20 protein-coding genes (1 of these 20 running past the window's edge) are annotated in these 19,991 nt (G+C 63.0%); 14 read left to right on the forward strand and 6 right to left on the reverse strand.

Annotation, left to right across the window (positions count from 1 at the left end; translation table 11 throughout):
- Together QM996_RS26565 and QM996_RS26570 are read right to left on the reverse strand one after the other, a co-directional pair.
- Positions 1-976, reverse strand: the 5' portion of a protein-coding gene (locus QM996_RS26565) for an isobutyryl-CoA dehydrogenase (RefSeq protein ID WP_334196884.1). Its footprint begins 167 nt before the window's first position; only the first 976 of its 1,143 coding nucleotides appear in the window; its start codon is at positions 974-976; its stop codon lies off the left edge, out of view.
- A gap of 196 nt (positions 977-1,172) precedes the next feature.
- Positions 1,173-2,591, reverse strand: a complete 1,419-nt coding sequence (locus QM996_RS26570; protein WP_334196885.1) for a helix-turn-helix domain-containing protein — start codon at positions 2,589-2,591, stop codon at positions 1,173-1,175.
- Positions 2,592-2,750: 159 nt separating this feature from the next.
- Here QM996_RS26570 and QM996_RS26575 point away from each other — a divergent pair, with 159 nt between their 5' ends.
- The 6 genes from QM996_RS26575 to QM996_RS26600 all read left to right on the forward strand — a co-directional run bounded on the left by QM996_RS26575 (position 2,751) and on the right by QM996_RS26600 (position 10,731).
- Entirely contained in the window at positions 2,751-4,283 is a 1,533-nt protein-coding gene (locus tag QM996_RS26575; protein WP_334196886.1) for an acyl-CoA carboxylase subunit beta, read from the forward strand.
- 11 nt (positions 4,284-4,294) lie between these two features.
- The gene (locus QM996_RS26580; protein WP_334196887.1) at positions 4,295-4,585 is read left to right on the forward strand and encodes a hypothetical protein; all 291 of its coding nucleotides are present in this window, start codon (positions 4,295-4,297) and stop codon (positions 4,583-4,585) included.
- Positions 4,586-4,615: 30 nt separating this feature from the next.
- Positions 4,616-6,619 (forward strand): acetyl-CoA carboxylase biotin carboxylase subunit, encoded by a 2,004-nt coding sequence (locus tag QM996_RS26585; protein WP_334196888.1) that lies wholly within the window; start codon positions 4,616-4,618, stop codon positions 6,617-6,619.
- Positions 6,620-6,877: 258 nt separating this feature from the next.
- Positions 6,878-9,016, forward strand: a complete 2,139-nt coding sequence (gene scpA / locus QM996_RS26590) for a methylmalonyl-CoA mutase (RefSeq protein ID WP_334196889.1) — start codon at positions 6,878-6,880, stop codon at positions 9,014-9,016.
- Positions 9,017-9,360: 344 nt separating this feature from the next.
- Positions 9,361-9,951, forward strand: coding sequence for a VOC family protein (locus QM996_RS26595; protein WP_334196890.1), 591 nt, complete (start codon positions 9,361-9,363; stop codon positions 9,949-9,951).
- A gap of 90 nt (positions 9,952-10,041) precedes the next feature.
- Entirely contained in the window at positions 10,042-10,731 is a 690-nt protein-coding gene (locus QM996_RS26600) for a glutathione S-transferase family protein (RefSeq protein ID WP_334196891.1), read from the forward strand.
- Positions 10,732-10,768: 37 nt separating this feature from the next.
- Here QM996_RS26600 and QM996_RS26605 read toward each other — a convergent pair whose 3' ends face one another.
- The 3 genes from QM996_RS26605 to phnF all read right to left on the reverse strand — a co-directional run bounded on the left by QM996_RS26605 (position 10,769) and on the right by phnF (position 13,717).
- On the reverse strand, positions 10,769-11,395 hold the full coding sequence (locus QM996_RS26605) for a hypothetical protein (protein WP_334196892.1): 627 nt from the start codon (positions 11,393-11,395) through the stop codon (positions 10,769-10,771).
- A gap of 33 nt (positions 11,396-11,428) precedes the next feature.
- A complete protein-coding gene (locus tag QM996_RS26610) occupies positions 11,429-12,823 on the reverse strand; it encodes a selenium-binding family protein (protein WP_334196893.1) in 1,395 nt (464 codons plus the stop codon).
- A 162-nt stretch (positions 12,824-12,985) separates the two neighbouring features.
- A complete protein-coding gene (gene phnF / locus QM996_RS26615) occupies positions 12,986-13,717 on the reverse strand; it encodes a phosphonate metabolism transcriptional regulator PhnF (protein WP_334198682.1) in 732 nt (243 codons plus the stop codon).
- 90 nt (positions 13,718-13,807) lie between these two features.
- Between phnF and phnG the strand changes: the two genes are divergently transcribed.
- The 8 genes from phnG (at position 13,808) to QM996_RS26655 (ending at position 19,300) form a co-directional block, all read left to right on the forward strand.
- Positions 13,808-14,275 carry a phosphonate C-P lyase system protein PhnG gene (phnG, locus tag QM996_RS26620; protein ID WP_334198683.1) on the forward strand — a complete coding sequence of 156 codons (468 nt, stop codon included), beginning with the start codon at positions 13,808-13,810 and terminating at the stop codon, positions 14,273-14,275.
- Positions 14,275-14,883, forward strand: coding sequence for a phosphonate C-P lyase system protein PhnH (gene phnH / locus QM996_RS26625; RefSeq protein ID WP_334196894.1), 609 nt, complete (start codon positions 14,275-14,277; stop codon positions 14,881-14,883). The genes phnG and phnH overlap by 1 nt, the downstream gene beginning before the upstream one ends.
- Before the next feature lie 3 nt (positions 14,884-14,886).
- Positions 14,887-15,996: a carbon-phosphorus lyase complex subunit gene (locus QM996_RS26630; protein ID WP_334196895.1), complete on the forward strand. Its 1,110-nt coding sequence runs from the start codon at positions 14,887-14,889 to the stop codon at positions 15,994-15,996.
- Entirely contained in the window at positions 15,993-16,268 is a 276-nt protein-coding gene (locus tag QM996_RS26635) for a hypothetical protein (protein ID WP_334196896.1), read from the forward strand. Before QM996_RS26630 ends, QM996_RS26635 begins: the two co-directional genes overlap by 4 nt.
- Entirely contained in the window at positions 16,265-17,143 is an 879-nt protein-coding gene (locus QM996_RS26640; RefSeq protein WP_334196897.1) for an alpha-D-ribose 1-methylphosphonate 5-phosphate C-P-lyase PhnJ, read from the forward strand. Before QM996_RS26635 ends, QM996_RS26640 begins: the two co-directional genes overlap by 4 nt.
- Complete coding sequence (gene phnK, locus QM996_RS26645; protein WP_334196898.1) at positions 17,140-17,916, forward strand: phosphonate C-P lyase system protein PhnK; 777 nt, start codon at positions 17,140-17,142, stop codon at positions 17,914-17,916. Before QM996_RS26640 ends, phnK begins: the two co-directional genes overlap by 4 nt.
- Before the next feature lie 65 nt (positions 17,917-17,981).
- Positions 17,982-18,689 carry a phosphonate C-P lyase system protein PhnL gene (gene phnL / locus QM996_RS26650; protein ID WP_334196899.1) on the forward strand — a complete coding sequence of 236 codons (708 nt, stop codon included), beginning with the start codon at positions 17,982-17,984 and terminating at the stop codon, positions 18,687-18,689.
- Positions 18,686-19,300 (forward strand): DapH/DapD/GlmU-related protein, encoded by a 615-nt coding sequence (locus QM996_RS26655; protein ID WP_334196900.1) that lies wholly within the window; start codon positions 18,686-18,688, stop codon positions 19,298-19,300. The genes phnL and QM996_RS26655 overlap by 4 nt, the downstream gene beginning before the upstream one ends.
- A 66-nt stretch (positions 19,301-19,366) precedes the next feature.
- Here QM996_RS26655 and QM996_RS26660 read toward each other — a convergent pair whose 3' ends face one another.
- Entirely contained in the window at positions 19,367-19,963 is a 597-nt protein-coding gene (locus tag QM996_RS26660) for a DUF922 domain-containing Zn-dependent protease (RefSeq protein ID WP_334196901.1), read from the reverse strand.
- Positions 19,964-19,991 lie beyond the last annotated feature (28 nt).

The raw sequence follows: 19,991 nt of genomic DNA on the forward strand, positions 1-19,991 counted from the left end.
ATCGGTCGGTGACGAAGCGTTTGGCCATGGCGCAAAGTTTCGTCGCTTCCGCGTCGCCCGCATCCAGCGCCGAAGCGGCGCGCCACAGGAAGGTGCGGGCGATTTCGAGATCGGTTGCCATGTCGGCCAGACGGAACTGCAGCGCCTGGAACTCGCCGATCGCCTTGCCGAAGGCGCGGCGCTCCTGGACGTAAGCCAGCGTTTTCTCGAAGGCGGACTGGGCGCCGCCGAGGGACGCGGCGGCGATGTTGAGACGGCCGCCATCGAGTCCACCCATCGCGATCTTGAAACCATCGCCTTCCGCACCCAGACGGTTTTCCGCCGGCACGCGCACGCCATCGAGCATGACGGCGCGGGTGGGCTGGACGTGCCAGCCCATCTTCTTCTCATTGGCGCCGAACGTCAGGCCAGGGGCATCCTTCTCGACGACGAAGGTGGAAATGCCCTTGGGGCCATCCTCGCCGGTTCTGGCCATGATCACGTAGAGGCCCGAATCACCAGCGCCGGAGATGAACTGCTTCTGGCCGGTCAGCACATAGCTGTCGCCGTCCTTCACCGCCTTGGTCTTCAGCGCTGCCGCATCGGAGCCCGAGCCGGGCTCGGTCAGGCAGTAGCTTGCAAGAACTTCCATCGTCAAAAGCTTCGGCAGCAGCCGCTGCCGCTGCTCGTCCGTGCCGTAGCGGTCGATCATGCCGGCGCACATGTTGTGGATCGAGACGAAGGAGGCGACGGCCGGGCAGCCGGTCGCGAGCGCCTCGATGATGATCGCGGCATCGAGCCGCGTCAGCCCCGTCCCGCCGACATCGTCACGGACATAGATGCCGGCCATGCCGAGGGCCGCGGCACCGCGCAGCGTGTCGACCGGAAAGTGCTTCTGCTGGTCCCAGTCAATTGCGTGAGGGGCGAGTTCGTCGCGGGCGAAATCGAGCGCCATCTGACGAATGGCCTCTTGCTCCTCCGACAAGCGAAAATCCATATGCACGTCCTCCCTGACCGCATACCTGCTGCAGGTTTCTTTTAAACCTGCAGCAACTCAGAGTCCTACTGCGACTTTTGCGCGTCTCACAAGACGTGCGGCACTGTAGGCGTGGGGGCCTAGTTACACCAAACTTCGTACCGGCACAGATGCAACTTCTCACAGGTTCTGTTCAAAAATGAACAGACGCCCCAAATCAACTCTCGCTTAGACGATACGGCAGAGCGCCGCGTAAGTCATGATCCACGATCAGCCGGCGCTTCAAAGGCGGTACGGCGCGGCTCGCGCATTTCGTCCGCTCGCAGATGCGACAGGAAATGCCGATTGGATCGAAAGCGGCGCGGTTACCGAGATCCATGTCGTCCGCATAGACGAAGGCATCGGCGTAGGAAATCTCGCAGCCGAGCGCCAGCGCATAGCGCGGCTGCGCGGCGCGGAAACCGCCACCCCCCTTGGTAATCTGGGTGGCGAGACAGAGGTAGCGAACTCCGTCAGGCGTCTCGGCCAGTTGCCGGATGATCCGGCCGGGCGTCTCGAACGCCTGGTGCACGTTCCAGAGCGGACAGGCAGCACCGAAACGGGCAAATTGCAGCTTCGCGGCACTGTGGCGCTTGGTAATGTTGCCGGCCCGGTCGATGCGGGCAAAGAAGATCGGAATACCCTTCTGCCCCGGCCGTTGCAGGGTCGAGAGACGGTGGCAGACCTGTTCCAGCGACGCGCCAAAACGGGCGGCGAGCAGCTCGATGTCGTGCCTCAAGTCACGGGCGGCCTTTAAGAAGGCCTGATAGGGCAGGATCAGGGCGCCGGCGAAGTAGTTCTGCAGGCCGATGCGGCAGATCTCATAGGCCTCTTCGGTGCGAAAGCCGGCGCTGCCGGCCACCCGGTCGATCTCCTCGCGGGCATGAAGCTGAGCGATCTGCAACGCGATCTGGAAATCACGGGTCGCCGCCGGCGCATAAGGGTTGAGGGTGAGAAGCCGGGCACGCGGATCGAAGCGACGGATCGCCTCGTCGCCGGCGGCGCCGCGAACGACCCGGACGCCGTGGCGCTGCTCCAGATAGCTTGCAAGTGCGGCGTGATTGTCACCCTCACCGAGTCCAAGTTCCCCGGCAAGTCGCTCCGCAAGCATGTCGATCTCATGAATGTAATTGTCGACGAAATGGAAGAAGTCGCGCACTTCTTCATAGGGCGTCGTTTCGACGAAGGGCCCGCCGCGGCCGATCGTGTCGTCGATGCTTGCAAGCTGTTCGCTGTTGCGGCGATAGGCCTGGTGACAGGTGATCAGTGCATGCGCCAGCCCCGGCGCGTTCTGCGCGACGAGCTTCAACTCCTGCAGGCTTGCAGAATAGGTCTCGAACAAGGGATCGCTGAGAGCCTCCGAGAGCGCCGAGAGCAGGCGATCGCCCTCGCCGGTCGAAAGCTCGGCAATATCGATCTGGAACTTTTCGGCCAGTGCCAGAAGCACGGCAGCCGAGACCGGCCGTTGGTTGTTTTCGATCTGGTTGAGATAACTGGTGGAGATGCCGATGCGCTCGGCGAACTGACCTTGCGTCGCCCTATTCGCCTCCCGCAATTCCCTGACCTTGCGGCCGATATAGAGCTTGCCGATCGCCATGTTCGCAACTTTGCAATTTACGTTTTACAAATTTCTCTATTTCACATTTGCACATGAAGGGACGTTTTTCCATCCGACCTTCGACGCTATTGCGAAGCTCGAAGCGCCTCTGCACAATCGTTGAAAAAAGCCGGGCAGTGAAAAAATCGGGAGGGCACCATGCGCGCCATACTAGAACAGGTCGAAGCCCGCAGGGCCGAAGCGAGAGCCGGCGGCGGCCAGCGGCGGATCGACGCCCAGCATGGCAAAGGCAAGCTGACGGCACGCGAACGCATTGAAGTGCTGCTCGATGAGGGCTCCTTCGAAGAATACGACATGTATGTCACGCACCGCTGCGTCGATTTCGGCATGGAGAGCCAAAAGGTAGCCGGCGATGGCGTCGTCACCGGCTGGGGCACGATCAACGGCCGTCAGGTCTATGTCTTCTCCCAGGATTTCACCGTGCTCGGCGGTTCGCTCTCCGAAACCCATGCGCAGAAGATCTGCAAGATCATGGATATGGCGGTCCGAAATGGCGCACCGGTCATCGGCCTCAATGATTCAGGCGGCGCCCGTATCCAGGAAGGCGTTGCCTCGCTTGCCGGCTATGCCGAGGTCTTCCGCCGCAATGCCGAAGCCTCCGGCGTCATTCCGCAGATTTCGGTGATCATGGGCCCCTGTGCCGGCGGCGCGGTCTATTCGCCCGCCATGACCGACTTTATCTTCATGGTCCGTGACTCGTCCTACATGTTCGTGACCGGCCCCGATGTCGTGAAGACGGTGACGAACGAGATCGTCACGGCGGAAGAACTCGGCGGCGCACGGACGCACACCTCAAAATCTTCGGTCGCCGATGGCGCCTATGAAAATGACATCGAAGCGCTCGAAGCGACGCGCCTGCTCTTCGACTTCCTGCCGCTTAACAATCGCGAGAAACCGCCGGTCCGCCCCTTCCACGACGACCCGTCGCGGCTCGAAATGCGTCTCGACAGCCTGATCCCCGATAGCGCCAGCAAGCCTTACGACATGAAGGAACTGATCCTGGCCCTTGCCGACGAGGGTGATTTCTTCGAACTTCAGCAGAGCTTCGCCAGGAACATCATCACCGGCTTCATCCGCATGGAAGGCCAGACGGTCGGCGTCGTCGCAAACCAGCCGATGGTGCTCGCCGGCTGCCTCGATATCGACAGTTCACGCAAGGCGGCCCGCTTCGTGCGCTTTTGCGACGCCTTTTCGATCCCGATCCTGACGCTCGTCGACGTGCCCGGCTTCCTGCCCGGCACGAGCCAGGAATATGGCGGCGTGATCAAGCACGGCGCCAAGCTGCTCTTCGCCTATAGCCAGGCGACCGTGCCGATGGTGACGCTGATCACCCGCAAGGCCTATGGCGGCGCCTATGACGTTATGGCCTCGAAACATATCGGCGCCGACGTCAACTATGCCTGGCCAACCGCCGAGATCGCTGTGATGGGTGCCAAGGGCGCGACCGAGATCCTCTACCGTTCGGAACTCGGCGACGCCGAGAAGATCGCCGCGCGAACGAAGGGGTATGAAGAGCGCTTCGCCAACCCGTTCGTGGCGGCCGAGCGCGGTTTCATTGACGAGGTGATCATGCCGCATTCGTCGCGCCGCCGCATCGCCCGCGCCTTCGCATCGCTACGCAACAAGCAGGTCGATGTCCGTTGGCGTAAGCACGATACGATCCCGCTCTGATGGAGGCGACGATGGAATCGGAGCCGGAGCGCGTCATGACGCCGGAAGAGGCCCGGCGCGACCATTGGCAGATGCTGCGTTACATGAGCGTCAACGCGCTGCTAGGCGTGGCGATCGGGGCGTTGACGGCCGGCGTGCTGATCTGGCTCAACATCGGCGCCGTCGGTACCCATATCGCCCGCTCCACTAGCCCGGTTCTCGCGACCCTCATGGTCGTCGTGCCCTTCGCTTTGCTCTTCGGAGGTGCTGCCGCGGCATCGTCGATCGCGCTTTTGCCCTATCGCCGCAAATTCAAACGCTGACGCGCCATGAAGGCTTTGAAAGAGAAACAAATGTTCAAGAAAATCCTCATCGCCAACCGTGGTGAAATCGCCTGCCGCGTCATCAAGACCGCGAAGAAGCTCGGCATTGCGACGGTCGCAGTCTACTCCGACGCCGACCGCGACGCGATGCATGTGCGCGTGGCGGATGAGGCCGTGCATATCGGCCCCTCACCGTCGGCTCAGTCCTATATCGTCATCGACAAGATCATCGACGCGATCCGCAAGACCGGCGCCGATGCCGTCCATCCTGGCTACGGTTTTCTATCCGAGAACGCCATCTTTGCCGAAGCCTTGGAAAAGGAAGGGGTCGCCTTCATTGGTCCGCCGGTTGGCGCGATCCAGGCAATGGGCGACAAGATCACGTCCAAGAAGCTGGCGGCGGAAGCCGGCGTCTCGACGGTTCCGGGCCATATGGGCCTCATCGAGGATGCCGATGAGGCCGTTAGGATCGCCGCGTCGATCGGCTATCCCGTGATGATCAAGGCGTCCGCCGGCGGCGGCGGCAAGGGCATGCGCATCGCCTGGAACGACCAGGAGGCGCGCGAAGGCTTCCAGTCCTCCAAGAATGAGGCAAAGAACGCCTTCGGCGACGACCGCATCTTCATTGAAAAGTTCGTGACCGAGCCGCGTCATATCGAGATCCAGGTGCTCGGCGACAAGCACGGCAACACGCTCTACCTCGGCGAGCGCGAGTGCTCGATCCAGCGGCGCAACCAGAAAGTCATCGAGGAAGCCCCCTCGCCCTTCCTCGATGCCGAGACCCGCAAGGCCATGGGCGAACAGGCTGTCGCGCTTGCCAGGGCCGTCGGCTACCACTCGGCCGGCACCGTGGAATTCATCGTTGACGGCAAGCGCAACTTCTACTTCCTGGAGATGAACACCCGCCTGCAGGTCGAGCATCCGGTGACCGAACTCATCACCGGGCTCGATCTCGTCGAGCAGATGATCCGTGTCGCCGCCGGCGAAAAGCTCGCTTTCGGCCAGGACGAAGTGAAGCTCGACGGCTGGGCGATCGAAAGCCGGCTCTATGCCGAAGACCCCTATCGAAACTTCCTGCCGTCGATCGGCCGGCTGACGCGTTACCGTCCCCCGTTCGAGGGCACGCGCGACAATGGCACAGTGACGCGCAACGACACCGGCGTCTTCGAGGGCGGCGAGATCTCGATGTTCTACGACCCGATGATCGCCAAGCTCTGCACATGGGCACCGGACCGGCCTATGGCGGTCGAGGCAATGGCCGACGCGCTCGACCAGTTCGAGGTGGAAGGCATCGGTCATAACCTGCCGTTCCTTGCGGCTGTCATGCAGCAGCAGCGTTTCCGCGACGGTCGGCTGACGACCGCCTATATCGCCGAGGAATTTGCCGAGGGCTTCCATGGCGTTACGGCCGACGAGCAGTCGCTGCGCAAGCTTGCTGCCGTCGCCGTCTCGATCAACCAGGTGCTGCAGGAACGCGCCAGCCAGATCTCCGGCACGATCGGCAATCATCGCCGCGTCGTCGGCCATGACTGGGTGGTGAGCCTCGCCGATCGCGATCTCGCCGTGACTGCCGGCGCATCCGCCGACGGATCCTATGTAAGCTTCGCCGATGGCACGTCGGTGACCATCGCCGGCGACTGGACGCCCGGTCGTACGCTTGCCACCTTCAATATCGACAATGAGCCCCTGAGCGTCAAAGTCGATCTGGTCGGAACCGCCCTCCGGCTGCGCTGGCGCGGCATTGATGTCGTCACACATGTCAGGAGCCCGCGCGTTGCGGAACTCGCGCGGCTGATGCCAAAGAAATTGCCGCCGGACACCTCGCGCATGCTGCTCTGCCCGATGCCCGGCGTCATAACCTCGGTCTCGGTCAAGGCGGGGGATACCATCGAGGCGGGGCAGGCGCTCGCGGTCGTCGAGGCAATGAAGATGGAGAACATCCTGCGCGCCGAAAAACGGGCCGTGGTCAAGCGCGTGGCGGTCGCCGCCGGCGCCAGCCTCGCCGTCGACGAACTGATCATGGAATTTGAATGATGACGCTCTGGGTGATACCCCCCTCTGCCCTACCGGGCATCTCCCCCACAAGGGGGGAGATCGGCAAGCGGCACGCTCAGCAGTTCCTAAATTCGAGAGAGTCAGACGTACCTAAACGGCTGGATAAGCGGAAACGGCCGATGGTGGAACGAGGCCTCGCCTCCTCTATCTCCCCCCTTGTGGGGGAGATGTCCGGCAGGACAGAGGGGGGTGCCGCCGCCCACCACCTGACTACGCGCTGCGAACGGAGTAACGCCCATGACTGACAAGACAATCAAGGACTGGGAAACGCTCGCCGAGCGTGAACTCAAGGCAGCGCCGGAAAGCCTCACCTGGCAGACGCCAGAGGGCATCGCCGTGAAGCCGCTCTATACGGCTGACGACCTGCAAGCGATCGACCATCTCGGATCACTGCCGGGCTTCGAGCCATTCGTGCGCGGACCGCGCGCCACCATGTATGCCGGCCGCCCCTGGACGATCCGCCAATATGCGGGCTTCTCCACGGCCGAGGCCTCGAACGCTTTCTACCGCAAGAACCTCGCGGCCGGCCAGAAGGGTCTTTCGGTCGCCTTCGATCTCGCAACCCACCGCGGCTACGACAGCGATCACCCGCGCGTCGAGGGCGATGTCGGCAAGGCGGGCGTGGCGATCGACTCGGTCGAGGACATGAAGATCCTGTTCGACGGAATCCCACTCGACGAAATGTCGGTGTCGATGACCATGAACGGCGCGGTCATCCCGATCCTCGCCTCCTTCATCGTCGCCGGCGAAGAACAGGGCGTTTCGCGCGACAAGCTTTCGGGCACGATCCAGAACGATATCCTGAAGGAGTTCATGGTCCGCAACACCTATATCTATCCACCCGAACCCTCGATGCGCATTGTCGCCGACATCATCGAGTACACGGCCAAGGAGATGCCGAAGTTCAACTCGATCTCGATTTCCGGCTACCACATGCAGGAGGCCGGCGCGACACTGGTGCAAGAGCTCGCCTTCACGCTCGCGGACGGACGTGAATATGTGCGCGCGGCGCTGGCGAAGGGTCTGAATGTCGACGACTTCGCCGGCCGGCTCTCCTTCTTCTTCGCAATCGGCATGAATTTCTTCATGGAGGCGGCGAAACTCCGGGCCGCGCGTCTGCTCTGGACACGGATCATGAAGGAGTTCGAACCGAAGAAGCCGTCCTCGCTGATGCTGCGCACCCACTGCCAGACCTCCGGCGTCTCGCTGCAGGAGCAGGATCCCTACAACAACATCATCCGCACGGCCTTCGAGGCGATGTCGGCGGCCCTCGGCGGAACGCAATCGCTGCACACCAACTCCTTCGACGAGGCGATCGCGCTGCCGACGGAGTTTTCCGCCCGCATCGCCCGCAACACGCAGCTAATCCTGCAGCACGAGACCGGTGTCACCAAGGTGGTCGATCCGCTCGCCGGCTCCTATTACGTCGAAAGCCTGACCAACGAGCTCGCGGAAAAAGCTTGGTTACTGATCGAAGAGGTCGAGGCGATGGGCGGCATGACCCGCGCCGTCAATGCGGGCCTGCCGAAGCGGCTGATCGAAGAGGCGGCGACCCGTCGCCAGGCCGCCGTCGACAAGGGCGAGGAGATCATCGTCGGCGTCAACAAGTACCGGCTCGACAACGAGGAGCCGATCGACATCCTGGAAATCGACAACAGCGCCGTGCGGGCCGCGCAGATCCGCCGCATCGAGGAGACGAAGCGGCGACGCGACAGCATCAAGGTCGAGGAGACTCTGGGCGCCCTTTCCGAGGTGGCACGTACCGGCCAAGGCAATCTGCTTGCCGCCGCCGTCGAGGCGGCTCGGGCGCGCGCGACCGTCGGCGAGATTTCCGACGCGATGCGCAGAGCTTTCGGCGACCACGCGGCAACGCCCAAGGTCGTCAGCAAGATCTACGGCAAGGCCTATGAGGGCGAGCCGGAACTCGACGTCCTCTCCGGACGACTCGACGAGGTTTCGGCAAAACTTGGCCGCAAGCCAAAGATCATGGTCGCCAAGCTCGGCCAGGACGGGCATGACCGCGGCGCCAAGGTGATCGCGTCTGCCTTCGGCGACATCGGCTTCGACGTGCTTGCGGGCCCGCTGTTCCAGACGCCGGAAGAGGCCGCAGACATGGCGCTTGCCAGCAAGGTCGATGTCATCGGCGTCTCCTCGCTTGCCGCCGGCCACAAGACCCTGATGCCGCAACTCGCGGAAGCCCTGAAGAAGCGCGGCGGCGAAGATGTCATCGTCATCTGCGGCGGTGTAATCCCGCGCCAGGACTATGACTACCTGATGGACCATGGCGTTTCGGCCGTCTTCGGTCCGGGCACCAACGTGCTCGACGCCGCCCGCGCCGTGCTCGACCTGATCGAGGGCAAGCGCCGCAATATCTGACACGGAGGCGGAGGATCTCTGCTGTCTCGCGCGGTTGTCGGCGCCAGTCGGTGCTATGTTGTGTCGATGACGTCGATCGCCGAAGTGTTCGGACCCCCTACCCTGATAGGGCGTCTCATCGCTCGTTTCTGGCCGCAGCTCCTCTGGATCGGGATGCGGCTACATCGTGCATGATCTTCTGATGCGTGCGGCCGCGATACCGATACTTGCCGACGCATTCCGCGCAGCTTCCCCCTGCATTGGCGCTTGCCTTCTTCTCGCGACGGACGACAATCGAGTGCAGCGGAAAGGGTGAAACCAGATACCGTTTCGCCCCGGTCCTCCGCTTCCTCGGGAGGCCATTGATGCGAAAACTGCAATCGCAAGGGGTTCATCACATCACGCTCGTCGGCGCCGACCGGCAGACGTCGATCGATTTCTGGGAGGGGCTTCTCGGCATGCCCTTCATCTTCGAGCAGCCGAACCTCGACCGGGCAAGCGAAAGCCATCTCTATTTCGACCCGGGCGATGGCCGCCTGATCACCATCTTCACCGACGAGAATCGCAAGCCCGACCCAGAGCGAACACCGACAGATATCGGCTGCGTGCACCACATCGCCTTCGCCGTCTCACGCGCGACGTTCAACCAGGCGGTGGAGCGGCTCGACGAGCGAAACATCCAGCATAGTGGCGTCAAGGATCGCGGCTTCATGGACTCGATCTACTTCGAGGATCCTTTGGGGCTGCTGATCGAACTCGCCTCCTATCGCTTCGAGCCGCCGCCGGGCCACAGCCATGCCGAGGTGCTGATGGAGGCACACAGGGTCAGGGTCGCACGCGGCGACTACAATATCGCCGAGGTGCACTTGGCCGATGCGATCGAGGCACTGACCGCGCGCGCCCGGCCGACGCTGTCGTCCGACCGGCAGCCGAAGGATCCGTATCGGTCGCGATAGGTTCAGTCGCGCTCACCGCCTATCGTCCAACGCGCGCAACCGGCCGGCACGGCAGCAATTGCGGTATCGCGACCAAAAGGGAGGAGTGACATGTCTGCAATCAAGCTCAACGTGATCAAGCCCAGCGTAAACAACATGACGGCGCGCGTCTTCCTGCGGGCAGCCAAACTCGATTTCAGCGAGCAGGACGTCTTTGGCCAGACTCGGACGGCTGAATATCTGGCGAAGGCTCCGTCGCATCTGACACCGATGATGGAGACTGCGGAGCTGCCCAAGGGTGCCCTGTGGGAGAGCTGCGCGATCATGCAGTATCTTTGCAACAAGCACGGGCTTGACGACTTCTATCCCAAGGATCCCGAGACCCGCGCCATGATCGACAGCGCCATGTTCTACCTGATCGGCACCTTCTATCCCTATCTCGCGCGGGCCACCTACCCGGCCCTGAACTTCCCGCTCTATCCGGGGGAAGTCGGTTGCAGCGATGCCGACGCGGAGACGAAGGAGAAGGCGCGACGGGCAGCCGCAGAGGCGCTTGCCGAACCGCTCGACGTCTTTCGGGCGTTCTATATCGGCGACAAGCCCTTCATCGGCGGATCCAAGCCGTCGATCGCCGACATCCGACTCGCAGCAACCCTCGAGTTCCTGGCGGCAATCGACTACGCGCTTCCGGACTGGGCGAAGACCTACGTCGGCAACATGGAGAAGACGCTCGGTAATGCCTACACCGAACCGGCCACCGATGTGCGCGGTTACATCAGCTATGTGAAGGCCCAAGGTTAGGCGCATCCCCGCCTCGATCGGCGGTCATAGCACGGGTTCACTGGACGAGAAGCACGATACCGGTCGCGCTCAGCGCCACTGTCCAGAGGCGGTCAAAATTGATCCAGGCTGAACGAAGTGCCGCCAGGCCAAGCCATTCGAACACGGCAATCGCAATCGCCGCGACGACGGCCAGCATTGCCGCGCCATGAACGGCAACGGCGGCAAGCGCGACCGGCAGCGAGCCTGCGACTGCAAGGTCTCCGGCTCGATCCGCCACGCAGAGGCTGAGGACCGCCGGGACCAGCATCAGGCCCGCCCCGTGGCTCGTCGCCATCAGGAAGGACCAGAGGCCAAGTCCGGCCATGCCGGCACGCATGCCGACCCTGACCCGGTGGCGGTGTCCGTAAAGCGCGCCGTACGCGGCGACGCTGAGAATGAGCAGTGCCGCGACGAGCCTGAAATGATGCGGCTCCAACACCGCGCCGAACGCGACGACCACCGCCAGCGTGAGCGCAGCGGAGACGGCATGACCGACAGCAATCGGAGCAAGCGACAACCACACGATCCGGCGGCTCTGGCGGTGAAGCCCTAGCGCGACCGCAAAGAGCCAGCCCATCGCCGGATTGATGCCGTGAAAGGCGCCGAGACCGATAATCGAAAGCCACGGCCAGGCGGTCGTCATTCGCTCTGAGAGGACCGCATGGTCGCCCCCTCCCTATGGATAGCAATAGGAATCCGACGAGCAGTCGCCGCCTTCGAGGCGAACCTGATGCGGGCGGTGGCCTTTCGGCCAGTCGACGAAAAAGTTCTCGTCGAAGGCGATGCCGCCACCGTCGGCGACATCGAGTTTGACCATCCATCCGCCGATACCATCAGGGTAGAATTGCGGATCGATGGCGCCATAGAGCGAATTGGTGAAATAGACCCGCTTGCCGTCGCGGCTGATCTCCACCATCTGTGGCCCGCCGTTCAGCGCTCCGTTCGTCGCCTTCGGATGGGAGGCGCGCGAAACGATGCCGCCGATCCGCACCCGGCCCGTTTCCTTCGGCGCCAAGGGGTCGGAAACGTCGTATTGGATCATGTCGCCGGTGCCCCAGCAGGAGACGTATAGGAAGTGGTCGTCCATCGAGAGATCGATGTCGGTAACGAGTGGCGCGACCGCGCTGAAACCTTTCAGCACCGGCGGCAACAGATCCGGGTCCGCTGGTTCTGCCGGAATCTCGATCACCTTCTTCACGGCCCATCGGTCGCCGTCGCGATACCAGGTCCAGATCGAGGCCGAGAGGTCCTTGAGGCTGATGACGCAGCCAACGAAGCCATAGGCCTTGGTCGGATCATGGGCCGGGCGCAATTCGAAGACGAGCTGGTGCTCCTCGCCGAAGTCGATCTCCTGCAGGTGCTTGCGCTTGTGCAGGTCCCAGAAATGTAAGCGGCGGCCATATTTCGAGCCGAGCAGCACCTCCGGAACCAGCCCGTTCTCGAACGTTTCCGGCGTGCCCCATTCGCTGGTGATCATCGTGTCATGGCCGAGATGCCACCAGAAATCATAGGCGAGTTTCTGCGGACCTCGATCCATTTCCCATTGCCCGAGCACGTCGAAGCTCCGATGGTCGAGCAGGAAGATGCCGCCGGGCGCCTTGCCGTCGCGATCGGCGAGCGCATTGACGTAAATCCCCTCGGGTCCGCAGTGGGTCGTGTGCAACCGCGAATAATTCGCCTTCTCGGCGATCTCCGAAGGCTCGATCACCCGGACGATCTTCGGATTGCGCGGATCCGGCTTGGTGTCGATGATGTGCAGACGCGAGGATCGCAAACCCGGCACCACCAGATACCGCCGCTCGACATGCGGATGCGGCGCATTGGGGCACAGGCACGAGGAGCAGGCATTCCAGCCGAAATGGTGCAGTTCGTCGCCGACATTCGGCATCTCAACCTGGCCGACGATCTGCGAATAGCTTGAAGACGCCGGATCGACGTCAACGACTGCAATCGCATCCGGCCTTGTTCGCTCTGGATCGAACGCCGCCACATAGGCAAGCGTTTCCTTTGGAGCCTTGGCCGCCATGCGCGGTGATGGATAGAAGGAAGGATCGGGTCGCCACGTCGCCATTTCCATTCTCCCCTGCGAGAATTCCCAATGCGTGGATCCTGATGCAAGTATCGGTGATGCGGCAAAAACACGTCGGAAATGCGACCTATCCGCCTTATTTCCTCGATCGAACGCTTGAAACTGGGTGTGGCGTCGTCGCCGTGGGCCGTTGGCGGCGCTATCCTATGTCTCGATCCGCAGCTTCATCCGGTCTGCCGCAAAGCGGCTGCGGGAAAACTCCACCGGTTTGCCGCCGAGATCGGCGTTAAGCGATTGCGCCTCGAGCACGATCGCGCCCGGCGAAAGCTTCAGCATCGAAAGTTCCTCGGCGTCGGCATGGCGGGCGACAATCTCGGTCGAAGCGCGCACATAGTCATCCAGGCCATGGGCGGCGAAGGCCTTGGTGACGGAATGCAAGCGCTCGAACTCCTCGGCCATGCGCGGAAACCGCTGCGCCGGATAGTAGCTCGACGACACCGAGAGCGGGCGGCCGTCACCGCTGCTGACGGTCCTGAGTTCGATCACCGGATCACCGGGCCTGAGGCCAAGTGCTATTGCCACTTCGCCGGTTGCTGGCACTTCGGCGTGCGCGATCAGTCTGGTTCCGATCTCCTTCACCTGTTGGCCGAGGCCCTGTGAGAACCGCGTGCGCTTCGAGATCGGATAGCTCACCCTTTCCTTGCGCTCGATCATCGTGCCGCGTCCTTGGACGGCCCGCACCAGCCCCTCTTCGGCAAGGGCTGCCAGCGCGCTTCTGACCGTGTGCCGATTGACGCCGAACTCGCCGGCGAGCGCCGTTTCGGGCGGCACCATGCCGGTCGCGTCATAGTCGCCATTGCTGATGGCCAGGCGAATTCTGTCGGCGATCTGCCGCCAGAGAGCGACACCGGTTTGGCGCTCCACCACTTTTCGCATTGCCATGTCACAAGCCTGTCATTTGCCGACGTTATGGAAAAGTATAAGATGTACAGTTGTCTAGATCAATAGACATTTGAGGTGAAAATGATGGATGCGAAGCTGAAACAGGAAAGCCCGCCGGAGCCGACGCGCAAAAAGGCCATGGGGCTGCTCGCCCGCGCAACCCTCGACGAGCTCGATGCCGCCTGGGAAGCGCTGGCCGATAAACCGGAGGTTCATCCGGTCCGCGGCCCGGAAACAGGTCTCGTCATGGTGCGCGGCCGGATCGGCGGCGGCGGAGATCCCTTCAATCTTGGCGAGGCTACGGTCTCGCGCGCGACCATCCGGCTTTCGACCGGCGAGATCGGCCACGGGCAGATGCTTGGTACCGACAGGCAGCGCGCCCGCCTGGCGGCAATCTTCGACGCCCTTTCCCAGCGCGCTGGCAACAAGGCAGATGTCGAGTCCCTGCTTCGCCGCGTGGCCGAGCGGCTCGCGCAGGAAGAACGCCGCAATGCTGAAGAGACTGCGGCAACCCGCGTCGACTTTTTCACCATGGTCCGGGGAGACGACTGATGGCCAGCCAATCGCAGATCTACGCCGGCGCTTTCGCAGATCCGGTCTTTGCCGCCCAATCCGTCTTCCGCTGCCTGATGGACGGTTTCGCTCGTCCGGGCACGATCAAGCGCCTCGAGACGACGAGCGCCCCACCCGCTTCGCTCGGCGTAGCTGCCGGCGCGGTGGCGCTCACACTTTGCGATCATGACACGCCCATCTGGCTCACTTCGGCGCTCGGAAAATCGGCCGTTCCGCAATGGATCGCCTTCCACACGGGTGCCTCCGCCACCGTCAGCAAGACGGATGCCCGCTTCGCCTTCATCGAAAAAGGCGCCGCCTTCCCCGGTTTCGACCAGTTCTCGCTCGGCAGCCAGGAATATCCGGATCGTTCGACGACGCTCGTCATCGAAGTCGAGGCGCTGACCGGCGGCCAAGTGCTCACCGCCAAGGGTCCCGGGATCAAGGGCGAGACGGAAATTGCCGTGAACGGCCTGCCCGACGTCTTCCTCGAATTCTGGACTGCCAATCGTGCGATCTTCCCGCGCGGTGTCGATCTCGTACTGACGGCCGGAGACAGGCTCATCTGCCTGCCGCGCACAACCCGTCTTGCGCTCAAGGAGGCGTGACCCATGTATGTAGCCGTCAAGGGCGGGGAAGCCGCCATTGCCAATGCGCACCGCCTTCTCGCCGACCGCCGCCGCGGCGATCGCAATCTTCCCTCGATCACTATCGACCAGGTGGTCGAGCAGCTCGGCCTTGCCGTCGACCGCGTCATGGCGGAGGCCTCGCTCTATGACCGCGCGCTTGCGGCGCTCGCCGTGCGCCAGGCGCGTGGCGACATGATCGAGGCGATATTCATCCTGCGCGCCTATCGCACGACGTTGCCGCGCTTCGGCTATTCCGAACCGGTCGATACCGCCAACATGAAGGTCGAACGCCGCGTATCTGCGACGTACAAGGATCTGCCCGGGGGCCAGTTGCTCGGGCCGACCTTCGACTACACGCACCGCCTGCTCGACCCGTCGCTGATCTCCGACGAGACCGTCGAGGAGCCGGCAGTCAAGGAGCCAGGCGAACCTGTGATGCGCGTCTCCGATATTCTCGATGGTGAAGGCTTGATCGAAGGTGACGGCCAGATGCCCGAAGGCCATGTGATGGGCGACCTCACCCGAGAGCCGATGGAGTTTCCGATGGCCCGGGACCTGCGTCTGCAGGCGCTCGCCCGCGGCGACGAGGGTTTCCTGCTGGCGCTCGCCTACTCCACACAGCGCGGCTACGGCCGCACTCATCCCTTCGTCGGCGAAGTTCGCATCGGCGAAGTGGAGGTCGAACTCGATCTGCCTGAACTCGGTTTTGCCGTCTCGCTCGGGACGATCCGCGTAACCGAATGCCAGATGGTCAACCAGTTCAAGGGTTCGGCAAAGCAGCCGCCGCAGTTCACCCGCGGCTACGGCCTCGTCTTCGGCCAGAGCGAACGCAAGGCGATGTCGATGTCGCTGGTCGACCGGGCGCTGAGGACCGACGAGTTCAGCGAGGACATCGTCGCTCCGGCGCAAGACCAGGAATTCGTCATCTCGCACGCCGACAACGTCCAGGCGACTGGCTTCGTGGAGCACTTGAAGCTGCCGCACTATGTCGACTTCCAGGCGGAACTCGACCTCGTCCGCCGGATGCGCCGTGACTATGAGACCATGAATTCCGGCGAGACGCCGAAGGAACGACAGGAGGCCGCGGAATGATCGGGCAAACCGCGGTGACGTACGGTGGCCGCTCAGTCGCCGCCACCATCTCCACCGCCGCAATCGCCGCCACTGTCGCCGCCAAAGACGACGCCGGCATCGCCGGATCCATCGTTTTTGCGCCCTTTGCCATTCGGCTGACGCTGGGCGCTGCGAGCAATCCAGAACAAAGTCGCTACCGCCGCGACGCCAATCACAACAACCCAGAAAACTATCTCGCTCAAATCCTGGCCCCATCCGCGGTCGACACACTCAAGGGTAATCAGCGATGAACGACCTTGCCACCTATAATTTCGCCTATCTGGACGAACAGACGAAGCGCATGATCCGCCGCGCGATCCTCAAGGCGATCGCCATTCCCGGTTATCAGGTGCCCTTCGCCTCGCGCGAAATGCCGATGCCTTATGGTTGGGGTACCGGCGGCGTCCAGGTCACCGCCTCGATCCTCGGTCCGGAGGACGTGTTGAAGGTCATTGACCAGGGTGCCGATGACACCACCAATGCGGTTTCGATCCGCGCCTTCTTCCAGAAGGTCGCCAATGTCGCGGTGACCACCCGCACGAAAGAGGCGACGATCATCCAGACGCGTCACCGCATTCCGGAGGAGAAGCTAACCGAAGGCCAGACCCTCGTTTACCAGGTGCCGATCCCGGAGCCTCTGCGCTTCCTCGAGCCGCGCGAGACCGAGACGCGCAAGATGCATGCACTCGAAGAATATGGGCTGATGCATGTGAAGCTCTATGAGGACATCGCTCGCAACGGCCATATCGCCACGACCTATGCCTATCCGGTCAAAGTCGAGGGCCGCTATGTGATGGACCCGTCGCCGACGCCGAAGTTCGACAATCCGAAGATGCACATGTCGGAAGCGCTGCAGCTCTTCGGCGCCGGCCGCGAGAAGCGCATCTACGCCGTACCGCCCTATACCGACGTGGTCAGCCTCGACTTCGACGACCATCCCTTCGAGATTCAGAGCTTCGATAAGCCCTGCGCGCTCTGCGGCGCTGAGGACGTCTATCTCGACGAGGTAATCCTCGACGACAAGGGCGGACGCATGTTCGTCTGCTCCGACACCGACCATTGCGAAGACCGCCGCGCCTGCGGCCATGCTGGTCACATGCTCGCCCGCCAGGAGGCCGCAGAATGAGTACCCTCCCGCTTCTGAAAGTGAACGACGTCTCGAAGTTCTACGGGAGCCGCATCGGCTGCCGCAACGTCTCCTTCGAGCTTTATCCGGGTGAAGTCCTTGCCATCGTCGGCGAGTCCGGCTCGGGCAAGACGACGCTTCTGTCGTGCCTGTCGACCCGACTGATGCCGACGTCGGGTATCGTCGAATACCACATGCGCGATGGCCAGTACCGCGACCTCGCCCGCATGGGAGAAGCCGAGCGCCGCTTCCTGATGCGGACCGATTGGGGCTTCGTGCACCAGAACCCGGCTGAAGGTCTGCGCATGACGGTTTCGGCTGGTGCCAATGTCGGCGAGCGGCTGATGGCCGTCGGTGAGCGCCACTACGGCAACATCCGCGCCACCGCCAGCGACTGGCTGGAGCGGGTGGAAATCGGCGTCGACCGTATCGACGACCAGCCACGCGCCTTTTCCGGCGGCATGCGCCAGCGCCTGCAGATCGCCCGCAATCTCGTCACCTCTCCGCGCCTCGTCTTCATGGACGAGCCGACCGGCGGCCTCGACGTCTCGGTTCAGGCGCGCCTGCTCGATCTGGTGCGTGGCCTGGTGCACGACCTTGGCTTGGCGGCGATCATCGTCACCCACGACCTCGCCGTCGCCCGCCTTCTCTCCCACCGCATGATGGTGATGAAGGACGGCGCCGTCATCGAACAGGGCCTCACCGACCGTGTGCTCGACGATCCGCGCGAGCCCTATACCCAGCTCCTCGTTTCTTCCATCTTGCAGGTCTGACGCATGATCCCGAAAAGTGAAAATCGGTTTTCGGACAAGATCATGCGCAAAGGAAAGTAATGGCCATGGCAACCCCTCTCGTTGTTTCCGAAGTCGCGAAAAGCTTCACCATGCACTTACGTGACGGCGTCCGCCGGCCCGTGGTCGCCAACGTCTCCTTCTCGGTCAAGGCGGGCGAGTGCGTCGTTCTCGGCGGCCCGTCCGGCGTCGGCAAGAGCTCGATCCTGAAAATGCTCTATGGCAATTACGGCGTCGATGAAGGCCAGATCCTGATGGATCACGACGGCAAGCTCGTGAACCTCGCGACCGCCGAGCCGCGCACCGTGCTCGAAGTCCGGCGCACGACGCTCGGCTATGTCAGCCAGTTCCTGCGCGTCGTGCCGCGCGTCTCGGCGCTGGACATCGTCGCCGAACCGCTGCAGGCCCGTGGCACGGCGATCGAAGAGGCCCGCGCGCAGGCGGGCGAACTCTTGAGCAAGCTCAACCTGCCGCGTGAACTCTGGAGCCTGCCGCCGGCCACCTTCTCCGGCGGCGAGCAGCAGCGCGTCAACATCGCCCGCGGCTTCATCACCGACCACAGGATCCTGCTGCTCGACGAGCCGACAGCTTCGCTCGACGCGAAGAACCGGGCGGTCGTCGTCGAGCTGATTGCCGAGAAGAAGGCCAAGGGCACAGCGCTGATCGGCATCTTCCATGACGAGGAAGTGCGCGACGCGGTTGCCGACCGCATCCTCGACGTCTCGATGTTCTCGCCGAGAAAGGCTGCCGCATGAGCCAGAAGCTTGGGATCGAACCTTTCATCCATCCGACCGCGAGCGTCAGCAATTCGACGCTCGGCCGTTATACCGAGATTCAGGAACGCTCGCGGCTCGATGAGGTCGAGTTCGGTGACTATTCCTACATCATGCAGGACGGCTCGATCTGGTGCGCGACGATCGGCAAGTTCGTCAACATCGCTGCTGCCGCCCGCATCAATGCCACCAATCACCCGACCTGGCGGGCGACGCTGCACCACTTCACCTATCGCGCACCGAACTATTGGGACGATACCGAGCTCGACCACGACCTCTTCGCCTGGCGCAGATCCAACCGAGTAACGATCGGCCATGACGTGTGGATCGGCCATGGCGCCACCATCCTGCCCGGCGTCACCGTCGGTAACGGCGCGGTCATCGGCGCCGGCGCCGTCGTCTCGAAGGACGTCGCGCCCTACACCATCGTCGGTGGCGTGCCGGCGAAGCTCATCCGGGCCCGCTTCAACGAGGGCATCGGCGAACGGATGGACGCGCTTGCCTGGTGGGACTGGGACCACCAGCGCCTCCGCCGCGCTCTCGACGATTTCCGCGAACTGACGGCCGAGGAGTTCCTCGTGCGTTACGCGTGAATGACTGAGCGATCATAGGGCGCCGAGCGCAGGTTCGGTGCCCTTTCGGCCAGAGGGACCAGCGATCTACGGCCCGTTCACCAACCTCAGGATGAGCTGGTGGATATTGCCGCCGTCCGTCAGTTCGACCTGATCGAAGTCGCGGCTGCGCTGGCGTTGGGCTTGCGAAAGCGCACCAAGACGCGTGGTCATTTCGCCCCTGATCTTCCGGCACTTGGGATCGTCGGGGACGGTGAGGCCTAAGGTCGCGCCTTCTATCGCATGCACCATCTCCTTGATGAAATCGCCGTGCACGCGTTCGTGCTTGCGCACGCCGTCGATGAAGATGTCCCAGTTCTCGCGCGTGCCCGCAGGTAGCGGCTTTGCCGGCGTCGGTAGCGTATAGGTGATGATCAGCTTCGGCTTGGCGGTGGTCAGCACGCAGGCGCCGGCCTGTTCCTCATATTTCCGGGTCCAGGTCAGCTTAAAATTGGTATGGGCGATCGCCCGGCCGAGGCCGGCCTTCGGACCGCGTTCGCCGATGGAGGCGTAGAGTTCGGCACCCGTCTGCCCGTTGACGGTGTAGAGCGCTTCCTTCTCGACCGCCTGCCATTCGGCAGTGGCGGTCCGCGGCGCGGTCGCGAGACAAATGGCAACGACGCCCAGGCAAAGGCTTTTGTTCAATCCGAACCCTCGACATTCGCTTTTACGG

Origin of the sequence: Sinorhizobium chiapasense, assembly GCF_045277575.1 — a bacterium.
Taxonomy (GTDB): Bacteria; Pseudomonadota; Alphaproteobacteria; order Rhizobiales; family Rhizobiaceae; genus Ensifer; species Ensifer chiapasense_A.